The sequence below is a fragment of the Nocardia suismassiliense genome, from assembly GCF_900269665.1.
Lineage (GTDB): Bacteria > Actinomycetota > Actinomycetes > Mycobacteriales > Mycobacteriaceae > Nocardia > Nocardia suismassiliense.
The window spans coordinates 8,334,434-8,347,318 of record NZ_LT985361.1 but is presented as its reverse complement, the minus strand read 5'-3'; the positions used below and the strand labels follow the sequence as shown (position 1 = coordinate 8,347,318).

Genomic DNA, 12,885 nt, shown 5'->3' with positions numbered 1-12,885 from the left:
GTCGTGCAACGCCGCACGTGATGGCGCTCCGGACTTCACCAAGTCTTCGAATAGATTCGAGAACATCACGGTGATCTGTCAGTCCAAGCGGATCCGATTTCCATCCTTCGACACAAACGTGGTCGAACAAATTCCGACACACGCTAAGCTGATAACGAAACGATAACTATATATCCAATCGTTATAGGAAATCGGCCCTGACCAGGGCAGATGCAAGTTATCGACACGCGGCAATTACCGGCTCGGATGGCCGTGTCGACCTGGCAATTACCGATTTCCGGCCGATTTGGCCGGGTGATGCGCTGTCGATCGGGCGGCTATCGGCCCTCGATAGGACCGGACGCGCCGGGTAGATCGCCGTGCCTGCGCAAGGCGTCGAGCAGCACGGTGACCGCGGCCCGCGGCGGTGCACCGCGCCGGATAACCGCCGTGATCGATCGGGTGACCGGGCTCGCGAGTTCCCTTGCCGCAATGCGATAGCGCGGATCGACGGCGAGTCCGGGCAGCAGCGCGATGGAGAGCCCGGCCTCGACATGCTGCAGCGTCATCATGTAATTGCTGAAGCGGCAGACTATCCGCGGCTCGAAGCCTGATTCCCGGCAGAGCCGGGTGGCCAGATTCGCCATGTAGGACTTGGGCATATCGAAGGACCACGGCTCGTCGGCGTACGCGGCGAGGTCGGCCGGTCCGCGGGCGGCGCGATCTGGCGGCAGTATCAGCACGATCGGATCGGTAGCCAGCGGCACGATGTCGATATCCGGGCCGAGCGGCTGTTCCACGAAATCCGTGGTGGTGATGATGATGTCGGCGTCGCCGACCCGCAGCGCCCGCATGCTCTCGTGCGGTTCGAGCTCGTGCAGTTCGACCGCGAGGTGCGGGTGGGTGCGCGCGAGCCGGGTCACCGCGGGCACGCACAGCGAATGAATGGCGCTTTGAAAAGCGCCGAGCCGCACCAGTCCGACCGGCTCGGCGCCGAGGCCGCGCAACTCCGCCTCGACCGCGCCCATGTGATCGAGGATCGCCCTGGCGCGGCGGGCCAGGATCAACCCGGCCGGTGTCAGCCGGACCCGGCGGCCGGTGCGTTCCAGCAGCTGCGTACGGGTTTCGGCCTCCAGTACCGCTAGTTGCTGGGACACGCTGGACGCGCTCAGGTTGGCAGCCTGGGCGACCGCGCGAACGGTGCCGAGGGAGTCGAGCTGGCTGAGCAAACGCAAACGCCAAGGGTTCAGCATGGTCCGATTGTTGTACGGCTATACCGAACAGCACAGCCGGAATTGTGAGATGGACGTGGCGCTCGCCTCGTCCTTACCGTCGAAACATGGCTTCCCCCACTTACACGCCGCGGTCCACCGAGGACTTCTGGGCCGACACCGACCGTCACCTCGTGCGCTACGCGGGCGCGGGCACCTTCACCCCCGAGATCATCACCCGCGCCGCCGGGAGCTTCCTGTACACCGAAAGTGGCAGGGAGATACTGGATTTCACATCTGGCCAGATGAGCGCGATTCTCGGCCACTCACACCCGGACATCGTCGCGACCGTCCGCCATCAGGTCGGCGAGCTCGACCACCTGTTCAGCGGCATGCTCAGCCGTCCGGTCGTCGACCTCGCCCGCAGGCTGGCGGGCACGTTGCCCGACCCGCTGGAAAAGGCGCTGTTGCTCACCACCGGCGCCGAGGCCAACGAGGCGGCGATCCGAATGGCCAAGCTGGTCACCGGAAAACACGAGATCGTCTCGTTCGCCCGCTCGTGGCACGGGATGACCCAGGCCGCCGCCAGCGCCACCTACAGCGCGGGCCGCAAGGGTTACGGTCCGGCCGCCCCCGGCAACTTCGCCATCCCGGTTCCGCACACTTACCGGCCCGACTTCACCACGGCCACCGGCGAACTCGACTGGCAGCGACAGCTCGACTTCGCCTTCGACCTGATCGACGCCCAATCGGTCGGCAGCCTAGCCGCCTGCATCGTCGAGCCGATCCTGAGCTCCGGTGGCGTGGTCGAACCGCCGCCCGGCTACTTCGCCGCGTTGCACGAGCGATGCCGCGAGCGCGGCATGCTGCTGATCCTCGACGAAGCGCAGACCGGACTGTGCCGCACCGGATCCTGGTACGCGTTCGAGCGCGACGGCATCGTGCCAGACATCCTCACGTTGTCCAAGACGCTCGGTGCCGGCCTGCCGCTCGCCGCCGTGCTCACCAGCGCCGAGATCGAGCAGGAGGCGCACGATCGCGGTTTCCTGTTCTTCACCACACACGTCGCGGATCCCTTGGTGGCCGCGGTCGGCAACACCGTGCTCGACGTGCTCATCCGCGACGGGCTCGACGTGCGGGCCGCCGAGCTAGGCGCCTTCCTGCGGCGTGGGCTGGAGCGAATCGCCGAGCGGCACAACGTCGTCGGGGATATCCGCGGTCGTGGCCTGCTCGCAGGGCTGGAACTGGTCGTGGACCGCGCGACCAAACAGGGCTCGGACGAACTAGGTGCGCAGGTGACCCGCCGCTGCCTGGAACTGGGCCTGCACATGAACATCGTGCAGTTGCCCGGCATGGGCGGCGTCTTCCGCATCGCCCCGCCGCTGACCGCCACCGAGGACGAACTGTCGCTCGGACTGTCCATCCTCGACGAGGCGATCGGCGACGCGGCCGCGCGGTTGCGTTGACAGCAGGCCGCCGTCGCGTCATCGTCCTGTTCACTGCCCCCAGCGCGCTGGCCACGACAACTATGGGCACTCCGGGCGGTAACCGGAACGCCGTCCTTCTCGATGTGCCGAGCAGAACCCGTCGAGAAATGGGGGCGCGGAGTGCGTCGTTCACTGAAAAGCCTTGTGGTGTCGACGATGACGGCCGCGACCATGTTCCTCAGTATCGAAATCGTCGGTGGCACAGCCGATGCCGCGCCGCCCGGACAACGGCAGTGCGCCGTCGTCGACGGACGGAAACCGCAGACCGCGACACCCGAGGAAGTGGGGCTCGATGCGGCGGCACTGCGCGCCGCGGTGCCCTTCGCGGCGGACCCGTCGCGACTCAATGTGCAGGTCTACCGCCACAACTGCTTGATCGCGACCGGACCGAGGAACGACCAGACCGGCGGAATCCCGTGGAACCTGTGGAGCAGCACGAAGAGCGTGGTCTCCATGGTCGCGGGCATCGCCGTCGACGAGGGCAGGCTGCGGCTCGATGCTCCGATCGACACCTACCTCCCGGCCGGGCTCGGCGACGCGGCACACCGCGCGATCACCGTGCGCAGCCTGCTCACCGAGACCTCGGGTATGCAGGTGGCGGTGGCCTCGGAGGGCATCACCGGGCTGGCGCAGATCGACCCGAACGTGGTGGCGCAGGCGCTGGCGATGCCGATCGAGCGGCCGCAGGGCGAGGTGTGGAAATACAGTCAGCGCGCCGTCGACCTGCTCGTCTATGTGGTGCAGCAGGCGGTGGGCACCGACTTCCAGGCTTACGCCCAGCGAAAGCTGTTCGACCCGTTGGGCATTCAACGCAGCGACTATCACTGGGCTCGTGACCGCAGTGGCAACACCTATGGCTACGCGCATCTGGTCCTGCCGCCCGACGATTTCGCCAAGCTCGGCCTGCTGCTCGTCAATCACGGGAACTGGCAAGGCAATCAGGTCATCTCCGCCGAGTATCTGGCCCAGGCCAGTCAGTCGACGCCGACCAACGAGTGCTACGGGTTCCTCCTCGTGGTGAACGGGCCGCGCTGCACCGTCGAGCTGCCCGGACTGCCGCCGGACGCGGTGAAGATGGGCGGCATGATGCGCCAGGACAACTTCATCGTGCCCAGCCTCGGCCTGCTGGTCAGCTGGACCGGTGTGACCGTTCCAGGTGGCGCGGTGAGCTTCCCGCACGACGTGCTGCGCGGCGTCGTCGCGGCGTTCCGGGAACCGCGCCTGCCGGACCCGGGACCCTATGTGCAGCAACCGGATATCAGCCTCGCCGACCCGATGATCTCGAATCCGGACGCCACCTTCGGCGCTTTGGGCCTGGGCCCCTTCGCTTACCCCGGCTGCGGCCCGCTCGAGTGCCTCGGTAAGTCGCTCGCGCCACCCTTCGATGATTGGCCGCCGGGTTGTTTCGTCCTCGGCTGCCTCGGCGCCGACCCGGCAACACCAGGCATCAGATAGCACTGCCTGCGGACTCGGCGCTCGTGGATAGGTAGCGTCCAGCAATGCTCTACGGACGTATCGAGGAACTGGCGGTCATCGATCGTTTGTTGAGTCAGGCCAAGGCCGGGGCCAGCGGCGCGCTGCTGCTGCGCGGACAGCCGGGTATCGGCAAGACGGCATTGCTCGATTACGCGGCGGCCACCGACGGCATGCGGGTGTTGCGCGGCACCGGTGTGGAATCCGAGGCGGAACTGCCGTTCGCCGGTCTGCACATGCTGCTCGGACGGTGCCTGGACCGGATCGAGGCGCTGCCGGAACCGCAGCGGCGGGCGCTGGAGGGTGCGTTCGGACTGGTGTCGGTGCCGTCGACCGAGCGGCTGCTCGTCGGTCTCGCGGTGCTCTCCCTGCTCGCCGAGCTGGCCGAGGAGACCCCGGTGCTCTGCGTCATCGATGACGCCCAGTGGCTGGACCGCGCGTCGGCGGAGGCGCTGGTATTCGCCGCGCGACGATTGCATGCCGAGGGTGTTGCGGTCCTTTTCGCCGCGCGGGACGGCGAGACCGCGTTCTCGGCGCCCGGCCTGCCCGAGTTGACGGTGACCGGGCTGGCGCAGACCGACGCGGTCGACCTGCTGGACCGGCATGGCAACGAGCTGACGCCCACCGTCCGGTTCCGGGTGCTGACCGAAGCGTGCGGCAATCCCCTTGCGCTGCTGGAACTTCCGGCCGCGTTCGCGGTCGAGCTGTCGGGGGCCAGGCGGCCGCTCGCGCTCCCGCTGACCACCCGGTTGCAGGCCGCCTTCTACGGCCAGGTGAGCAAACTGCCCGAGGCGACCCGGACGCTGCTGCTCGTCGCGGCCGAGGACACCGGTGACCTCGATCTGGTGTTGCGCAGCGCGGCGCTGCTCGGGTTCGGTCTCGCCGATCTGGTGCCCGCCGAGCAGGCCGGCCTGATCCGGATCGCCGATCACATGGTGACGTTCCGGCACCCGCTGGTGCGTGCGGCGGTGTCCCAGGGCGCACCGGTGAGCGGCCGCCTCGCGGTGCATCGCACGCTTGCCGCGGCGCTGGACGGCTCGAACGATATCGACCGCCGCGCTTGGCATTTGGCCGCGGCGGCCACCGGCCCCAGCGAAGGGGTGGCGGCGGTGCTGGAGAACACCGCGGCGCGTGCGGGCCGGCGCAATGGCCACGCCGCGGCCGCGGCGGCATACGAACGGGCGAGCCAGCTGACCGCGGACCCGGCGGCCAGGTCGCGGCGGTTGACGCTGGCCGCCGAGGCCGCCAACGAGATGGGCGATTTCGACCGGGCCCGTGCGTTGGCCGAGTCGGTGCCCGAGGACGGTGCGGGCATGGTGCTGCGGGCCCGGCTGCTCGCGCTGCGCGCGGCCGCGGACTTCGGCACGGGAGCGTTACGCAGCGCGCACGCACTGTTGTGCACGGGCATCGATCTGATCGTGGCCGAGGACGACCCGAGCGCGCAGTCGCGTCTGACCGAGATGATCTTTCTGGCTTGGCACATCAGTTGGCAGTCCGGCGATTCGGTGTTGCTCGACCGGACCGCCGAGCGGCTGGCGACGCTGAGCCTGCCTGCCGCCGATCCGCTCGCCCCCGTGTGCCAGTTGCTGATCTGGCTCACCCGGCTGCCGCTGGGCCGCCCGGTCACCGATCTGCCCCCGCTGCCCGAGGTGGCCGCCGCCGCACGCCGGATCAGGGCCGATGATCTGCGCGGCATCATTCTGACCGGCAGTGCGAGCCTGGCCGCCGGTGCGGACACCGAGAGCAACGAGTTGGCGGCCTCGGTGGCCGCGCTGCTGCGCAACCATGGACGAATCGGCCTGCTGTCACCCGCGCTGACCTATCTGGCGACCACGCAGCTCTTCTTCGGCAGATACGCCGACGCCCAGGCGAACGCGACGGAGGCGGCGCAGATCGCGCTGGACACCGGGCAACCTGGTTGGCACGCCCAGGCCAACTCCATCCTGGTGAATCTCGCTGCGCTACAAGGTGATGAGCAAGCCTGCCGGTCGGCCGCCGAGGCGGGTTTCGGCACGGCCAACGGGAGTGCCCTGGGGTCGCCGGGGGTGCAGTGGGGACTGAGCCTGCTCGATCTCGGATACGGCCGCGCGGAGGCGGCGCTGTGCCGTCTCGAAGAGGTGGTGCGCAACGCGATGCCGTATCGGCTGCCGGTCATCCGCTGCACCCCCGATCTGGTCGAGGCCGCGGTACGGATCGGCGAACCCGACCGTGCCGCAGCGGCTTTCGCCAGATTCACCGGCTGGGCCGCGCATGCCGGGCAACCGTGGATCGACGCGCTCGTGCAGCGTTGTCTGGCCTTGCTCGCGACCGACGACGCTGCCGACGCGCACTACCTCGCCGCACTCGAACTGCACGATCAGGCCCGCCCAGTGGAGCGGGCGCGTACCCAACTGCTGTACGGCGAGTGGCTGCGCCGCGGGCGCCGCACCATCGAGGCGCGCACGCATTTGCGGGCCGCGGTGCAGACCTTCGATCGGCTCGGTGCGACCCCGTGGGCCGACCGTGCCCGCAGCGAACTCGATGCCAGTGGTGCGGCCGTGCCGACCAGCCGCCCGCCCGGCGTTCTGGCCGCGCTCACCCCGCAGGAGCTGCAGATCGTGCGGCTGGCCGGCCGGGGCATGTCCAATCGCGATATCGCCGCGCAGCTGTTTCTCAGCCCGCGCACCATCGGCCACCATCTCTACAAGGCGTACCCCAAGCTCGGCGTCGCCTCGCGCACCGAGTTGTCCGCACTGCCGCTTTTCGACTGACATCCACACTGAATCGGCTGTGCAGCTTGGCTATTCACGCTCCATGGCGCGGCCGGGTGGACCTTCCTTCGAGGCCGGGCCGAGCCGTGGGGGTGAGCACCATCACAGAATATTGCACTGTCTGAAATTTTGCAGTTTGTGTTAAATTTTGGCCATGCCACCGTCCACCCCCGCGGAGTCCCCGGTCGGGCTCCGCGCCCAGAAGAAACGCCAAACCCTGCTCGACCTGTGTATGGCCGCGCGGCGGCTGGCCGTCGAGCGCGGGTTCGACGCGACCACCGTCGAAGACATCGCCAAGGTCGTCGGGGTCTCGCCGCGCACGTTCTTCAACTACTACGACACCAAGCTCGACGCGTTGGTCGGCCCGATCGAGGAGATCGGTACCCCGGAAGCCCGGGAAACGTTCATCGCCGGTGGGCCGAGCGGCATGCTGATGCACGACCTGACCTGGCTCTTCGCCGCCTCCTTCGCGCCGGAAGAGGAAGTGCGCGAAGCGATTTCGCTGGTAGTAGAGCTCATCAAAGCCGAGCCGCGGGTGCTGGCGGGCTTCATGGCGGCGGGTGTGCGCCAGGAGGCCCTGGTCGGTGAACTGCTCACCGCGCGGGCGGGCGAACCGGTCTCGGCCGAATTCGCCTCGCTCGCAGCGGGAGTCATGACGGCGATCACCACCCGGGCGGTGATGTCCTCGGCCGAGGACACCAGCAGATCGCTGACCGCGGCGATACACGAGCACTGCGCGATGGCCGCCCGGCTGTTCGACAAGCCCGACGACGGAAATTAGGAGACGTGCCACATGACCACCACGGCTGACTCGCCGCCTACCCCCATTGTCCTGACCCAGAAGCGAATCTGGCTCATCTTCTCCGCGCTCATCGCGGGCATGTTCCTGGCCAGCCTGGACCAGATGATCGTCGGCACCGCGATGCCGACCATCGTCGGCGAGCTCGGCGGCGTCTCGCACATGGCCTGGACCGCGACGTCGTACCTGCTGGCCACCACCATCGTGATGCCGATCTACGGCAAATTCGGCGACATGTTCGGCAGGCGCTGGCTTTTCCTGTTCGCGGTGACCGCGTTCACCGCCGCATCCGTCGGCGCCGCCGCCTCGACCAGCTTCTGGGAGTTCATCGTCTTCCGTGGCCTGCAGGGCGTCGGCGGTGGCGGCCTGATGATCCTGGCGCAGGCCATCATCGCCGATGTGGTGCCCGCCAAGGACCGCGGCAAGTACATGGCGCCGATGGGTGCCGTCTTCGGTGTCACCTCGGTCGCCGGACCGCTGCTCGGCGGCTTCTTCGCCGATACGCTCGGCTGGCGCTGGTGCTTCTGGATCAATGTGCCGATCGGTCTCGCGGCGCTGTTCATCGCCTTCCGCTACCTGAGCGTCCCCAGCCATCGGCCCAAGACCAAGCCGGACTACCTCGGCGTGGTGCTGATGTCCTCGGCGACAACGTTGTTGATCCTGATCACCGACTGGGGCGGCAAGCAGTACGCGTGGGGTTCGACCACGATCGTGGCGATGATCGCCGCGCTGGTGGTCGTGGTGGCCGCCTTCGTCATGGTGGAGGCGCGGGCCGAGGAGCCGATGCTGCCGCTGTGGTTGTTCCGAAACCGCACCTTCGTGCTGACCTCGGTGATCGGCCTGCTGGTCGGCCTGGTCATGTTCGCCGCGATCGGCTTCATCCCGACCTACCTGCAGATGGCCACCGGCCTGTCCGCCTCGGTGTCGGGTCTGCTGCTGATCCCGATGATGCTCGGCATGATGCTCACGCTGATCAGCTCGATGGCGGCGATCACCAAGACTGGCCGCTACCGGGTCTACCCGCCGCTCGGCGCGCTGTTCATGCTCGCGGGCCTGCTGTGGCTGACCCGGCTCGACGCGCACACCGCGATGTGGGTGGTGTCGGCGATGCTCTTCGTGATCGGCGCCGGCCTCGGCCTGATCATGCAGATCATCGTGCTGGTCGTGCAGAATGCCGTGACGCCCAACCAGATCGGCACCGCGACCAGTGCCAACAACTACTTCCGCGAGATGGGTGGTGCGATCGGTGTCGCGATCTTCGGCTCCATCTTCACCAGCCGGCTGACCGAGGGCCTCACCGACGCGTTCACGTCGCACGGTCCGGAGGTCATGGCGGCGAAGCTCGATCCGGGGGCGCTGGTGCCCTCGGTGGTGAAGAACCTGCCCGATGGGCTGCACGACGCGATTGTCGGTGCTTACGTGGACGCGCTGGTCCCCGGCTTCTGGTACCTGATTCCCGGTGGCGTCATCATCTTCTTGCTCGCGCTGTTCATTCCGCAGCTGAAGCTCTCCGATGAGGCGGGTATGGTCGCTCGCGGCGAAGCGGTGATAGAAGAGGAGTCGGACCGGACTGCCTCAGCGAAGGACGAGGATCCGGATCCACGGCTGGTCTCGGATCGGAGCTGACAGCAACAGAACCCCGGGCGGTAAGGCGAAAGCTCTACCGCCCGGTGCTTTTTCGGATCAACCGCACGCGGTGCCGACGTAGCTCGGATCGAGCGCCTTCTTGATGATGTAGGCGACGGTGGGGGATTGAGGCAGGGTGCCGTGATCGAAAGTGTCGGTGGCGCAGAAGTCTTGGACCCAGACGTTGTCGACCGTCGCACCGGGGCCGGCCTGGAGAAAAGTGGCTTCCGACGGGGCGGAAGCGTCGTCGTGCGTGCTGGCGATCACCGTGTAGTCGATGCCCGGCACGGTGTCGCCTTCGGCGTTGAGGTTCCGGATGAAGTCGCTGCCCACGAGCTGTTGTGCGGCAGCGACTCCGGCGATCGGCGGCAGTGCGACGGAGAGACCGGCGGTGCTGCCAGGCGGGAGCCGCGTCGCGACACCGCGCATGGTCGAGCCGTGGTTGGTGCCCGCGAGTGAGATCAGGCGGCCGACCGTGTCGGTACCCTCGCCGAACCGCAGGTACTGGCGCGACATCACCGCACCCTGCGAATGGCCGACCAGGTCGACCTTCGCCGCGCCGGTGGCGGCGCGGATCCGGTCTACGAACGCGGCGAGTTCACCGGCCGAGGAACCGATGTCGCCGGTGCCGTACATCCCCCGCAGCGCGCCGAGCACGCTCGACGTGTCGCGGCCGTAGTTCAGCGTGAAGACGCAGTAGCCTTCGGCTTTCAGCTGCGGGCCCAGGACGTCCCAGTCGTTCTGGTTACCCCAGGTGCCGTGCACCAGCACCACGGGTCGCGGATGGGCCGGGGTGGGACGGCACGCCCAGTCATTGGCGCCTCCGGGTGGCGTGCTGCCGTCCGGGTCCTTGCCGACCGCGCTTCCACTGCCGAGACCGCCGGGCTCGGGAGCGGCCTGCGCACCCGAGACACCCAGTGCGCAGACAACCCCTGCCACCGCAGTCGCCGCCGTCAGCCTGCGCCACCACGTCATCGTCGTCTCCTCTGCGCCGGCTGTTCATGCGAAGTGTGTGCTGGACCTCGGGCGCGGGTCCGATTCGAAAACCGTACAGCGCTCGGTTTTCACCCACCTGCAGGCGGCCGGGGCCGATCCACGGCCTCCGTCACTCGGCCACTTGCAGGCGACGGGCCTGCTGCATGGTGGACAGCATGGCGAGCGTCGCTTCGGCGCCTTGGTTCTCGTTGCGTCCGGTGGGTTCCAGCCCGTCGCAGCAGCCGCCGCTGCTCGGGTCGATGAGCGGCGTCGAGACGTCGTTCTCGCCACGGAACCAGGCCTCGCACAACATGACCGCGTCCCGCCACCGCTGGTCGCGGGTGTCGTCGTAGGCGCGGGCGCAGGCATCGGCCAGGCTGGCGACCTCGATCGGCTGCTGGTCGAAGCCGGGACGTTTCTCGCCGGTCGCCCAGCCGTCGATCGGGGTGACCGACAGGTGGTCGCCCGCGGTCTCGATCTCCAGCAGCCAGCGCAGCATCGCCAATCCGTCGGCGTGCGTGCGGTTCTGGTCCGGTGCGGCACCGGCCACCAGCAGCGCTTCGGCCAGCACGGCGTTGGCGTAGTGCAGCCTGGGCTCGGGCCACCGCCAGTCGAGGCGGCGGGTCGGCGGGCCGATCAGGGCGGCGGTATCGGCCAATAATGCTTGCGCCGGGAGATTTCCGGGGTTCGCGTGCAGCACCTCGGCCGCGCCGAGTGCGGCGAAGGCCATCGCCCGCGGGAACTGGGAACGCTGCCTGGCGCCGATGGTGAAGTGCGCCAACGCCTTTTCGGCCAGGTCGGGCCTGCGGGCGGCGGCGGTGCCCAGCGCCCAGAGGGCGCGGCCCCAATGATCCTCGACGCTCGGTTCGTCCTGCCAGTTCAGATCCTTGCCACGGCGATTGTGGCAGCGGCCGTCCTCGGTGAGCGCCTCGACGACGAAGCGCGCGTACACCTGCGCGAGCGCGTTGAGCTCTTCGGTCGGCTCGGGTTCGCGGGCCACCACGACCAGGGCCCGCGCGACATCGTCTACGCAGTAACCGTTCTCGTGCCGCGGCGTGGTGAGCCTGGCGTGTTCGAAGATCCCGACGTCGTCACTGAGTCGTACCAGGTGGGCGTAGGAGATGGTGATGGTTTCGCTCATGCTGTAGCCAACTTCGCATCGGCTTGTCGCGTCTCTGCGGCAAGCGCATGGTATTTGCGTGCGGAAAGTCCGTCGATACCACCGGTTTACCCGCTGCGACGGCTTCTATCGTCAGCCTTCCCCTGATTCGAGTCAGCGCCGCCGGTGCCGCTGTCTGCCCAGCCACTCGATCGGCTGATCGTGCTGCGCTGGAGCGCTCGAGAATCCGGTCCGGAACACGACACGGGCGGATCGACCACTGGGCCTCGATGGTAACACTCAGGTGGCGCATAACTGCCGTGATAGAGTAGGGGCATCAAAGTCCGCCCGTTCCGGGACGGCTCTCGGCGGTGAATTCGCCAGTAATCGAGGATTATATGAAAATCGGCGTAATCGCGTCGGTCGCTCATCGTACGCCACCGAAGAACTATGGCCCGTGGGAGCACATCGCCGCCACGCTGGCCGAGGGTTTCGTCGCGCGCGGACACGACGTCACCCTGTTCGCCACGGCCGACTCCGAGACCTCCGCGAAGCTGGTTTCGCCGGTGCCGTCCGGGTACGCGGAAACCGCGGGTTCGGACGCGAAAGTCGCTGAGGCGCTGCACAATTCGACGGCTTTCGGGCAGGCCGGTGAGTTCGATGTGCTGGCGAACCACTTCGATTTCATGCCGCTGACCTACAGTCGCCTGGTGTCGACCCCGGTGGTCACCACCATTCACGGCTTTTCCTCGCCGAATATCGTGCCGGTGTATCAAGCATTCGACGATATCGCGCACTATGTGGCGATCAGCGATGCGGACCGGCACCCCACGCTGAACTATGCGGCGACAATTCATCACGGTATCGATCTCGCCCAGTTCACCTTTCGGCCCGAACACGGCGAATATCTGCTCTTTCTCGGACGAATTCATCCCGACAAGGGGACACACCTGGCCATCGAGGTGGCGCGGCTCACCGGGCTGCCGCTGATCATCGCGGGCGTGGTGCAGGACGAGGAGTACTTCCGCACCGCGGTCGAACCGCACCTCGACGACGCCGCGGTGACCTACGTCGGTCCGGTGGGCCCGCAACGCCGGGACGAACTGCTCGGCGGCGCCCGTGCGCTGCTGCACCTGATCGGCTTCGCCGAACCGTTCGGCCTCGCGGTCGTCGAAGCGCTCGCCACCGGAACACCGGTCATCGCAACGCCATTGGGCTCGATGCCGGAGCTCATCCGAGACGGCGTCACCGGCTTCCTGGTGACCGACGTCAACGGGGCAGCGGCCGCGGTAGCCGAGCTCGAGAAACTCGATCGAAGCGCCGCCCGCGACGACGTGCAGGCACGCTTCAGCGCGGACCGGATGATCGACGACTATCTGGCGCTGTTCGAGCGCATCGTGCCCGCGACCCCGCAGCAACAGGGCATCGGTTCACCCGGCCTGTTCTCGCACGCCGGGCTGTAGATAGTCCCTCGGGGGGCGAATCA

9 protein-coding genes are annotated in these 12,885 nt (G+C 67.8%); 6 read left to right on the top strand and 3 right to left on the bottom strand.

The window, feature by feature from the left end; translation table 11 throughout:
* Window positions 1-317: 317 nt before the first annotated feature.
* Window positions 318-1,232 (bottom strand): LysR family transcriptional regulator, encoded by a 915-nt coding sequence (locus DBO33_RS37395; protein WP_107659244.1) that lies wholly within the window; start codon window positions 1,230-1,232, stop codon window positions 318-320.
* Window positions 1,233-1,318: 86 nt separating this feature from the next.
* Here DBO33_RS37395 and DBO33_RS37390 point away from each other — a divergent pair, with 86 nt between their 5' ends.
* From DBO33_RS37390 to DBO33_RS37370, 5 genes are all read left to right on the top strand, one after another.
* Complete coding sequence (locus DBO33_RS37390; RefSeq protein WP_107659243.1) at window positions 1,319-2,656, top strand: aspartate aminotransferase family protein; 1,338 nt, start codon at window positions 1,319-1,321, stop codon at window positions 2,654-2,656.
* A 177-nt stretch (window positions 2,657-2,833) separates the two neighbouring features.
* Window positions 2,834-4,132: a serine hydrolase domain-containing protein gene (locus DBO33_RS37385; RefSeq protein WP_107659242.1), complete on the top strand. Its 1,299-nt coding sequence runs from the start codon at window positions 2,834-2,836 to the stop codon at window positions 4,130-4,132.
* A gap of 44 nt (window positions 4,133-4,176) precedes the next feature.
* A complete protein-coding gene (locus DBO33_RS37380) occupies window positions 4,177-6,900 on the top strand; it encodes a helix-turn-helix transcriptional regulator (RefSeq protein WP_107659241.1) in 2,724 nt (907 codons plus the stop codon).
* 154 nt (window positions 6,901-7,054) lie between these two features.
* Window positions 7,055-7,681, top strand: a complete 627-nt coding sequence (locus DBO33_RS37375) for a TetR/AcrR family transcriptional regulator (RefSeq protein ID WP_107659240.1) — start codon at window positions 7,055-7,057, stop codon at window positions 7,679-7,681.
* Between the two features lie 12 nt (window positions 7,682-7,693).
* Window positions 7,694-9,325: an MDR family MFS transporter gene (locus DBO33_RS37370; RefSeq protein WP_107659239.1), complete on the top strand. Its 1,632-nt coding sequence runs from the start codon at window positions 7,694-7,696 to the stop codon at window positions 9,323-9,325.
* A gap of 57 nt (window positions 9,326-9,382) precedes the next feature.
* On the opposite strand, the gene DBO33_RS37365 is transcribed toward DBO33_RS37370, so the two are convergent.
* Window positions 9,383-10,300: an esterase/lipase family protein gene (locus tag DBO33_RS37365; RefSeq protein ID WP_107659238.1), complete on the bottom strand. Its 918-nt coding sequence runs from the start codon at window positions 10,298-10,300 to the stop codon at window positions 9,383-9,385.
* Between the two features lie 130 nt (window positions 10,301-10,430).
* Window positions 10,431-11,441 carry a glycosyltransferase gene (locus DBO33_RS37360; RefSeq protein ID WP_107659237.1) on the bottom strand — a complete coding sequence of 337 codons (1,011 nt, stop codon included), beginning with the start codon at window positions 11,439-11,441 and terminating at the stop codon, window positions 10,431-10,433.
* Window positions 11,442-11,797: 356 nt separating this feature from the next.
* Here DBO33_RS37360 and DBO33_RS37355 point away from each other — a divergent pair, with 356 nt between their 5' ends.
* Complete coding sequence (locus DBO33_RS37355; protein ID WP_107659236.1) at window positions 11,798-12,862, top strand: glycosyltransferase family 4 protein; 1,065 nt, start codon at window positions 11,798-11,800, stop codon at window positions 12,860-12,862.
* Window positions 12,863-12,885 lie beyond the last annotated feature (23 nt).

Coding starts and splice junctions, on each gene's coding strand:
- DBO33_RS37395 (WP_107659244.1), bottom strand. CDS start 1,232: ATGCTGAACCCTTGGCGTTTGCGTTTGCTCAGCCAGCTCGACTCCCTC.
- DBO33_RS37390 (WP_107659243.1), top strand. CDS start 1,319: ATGGCTTCCCCCACTTACACGCCGCGGTCCACCGAGGACTTCTGGGCC.
- DBO33_RS37385 (WP_107659242.1), top strand. CDS start 2,834: ATGACGGCCGCGACCATGTTCCTCAGTATCGAAATCGTCGGTGGCACA.
- DBO33_RS37380 (WP_107659241.1), top strand. CDS start 4,177: ATGCTCTACGGACGTATCGAGGAACTGGCGGTCATCGATCGTTTGTTG.
- DBO33_RS37375 (WP_107659240.1), top strand. CDS start 7,055: ATGCCACCGTCCACCCCCGCGGAGTCCCCGGTCGGGCTCCGCGCCCAG.
- DBO33_RS37370 (WP_107659239.1), top strand. CDS start 7,694: ATGACCACCACGGCTGACTCGCCGCCTACCCCCATTGTCCTGACCCAG.
- DBO33_RS37365 (WP_107659238.1), bottom strand. CDS start 10,300: ATGACGTGGTGGCGCAGGCTGACGGCGGCGACTGCGGTGGCAGGGGTT.
- DBO33_RS37360 (WP_107659237.1), bottom strand. CDS start 11,441: ATGAGCGAAACCATCACCATCTCCTACGCCCACCTGGTACGACTCAGT.
- DBO33_RS37355 (WP_107659236.1), top strand. CDS start 11,798: ATGAAAATCGGCGTAATCGCGTCGGTCGCTCATCGTACGCCACCGAAG.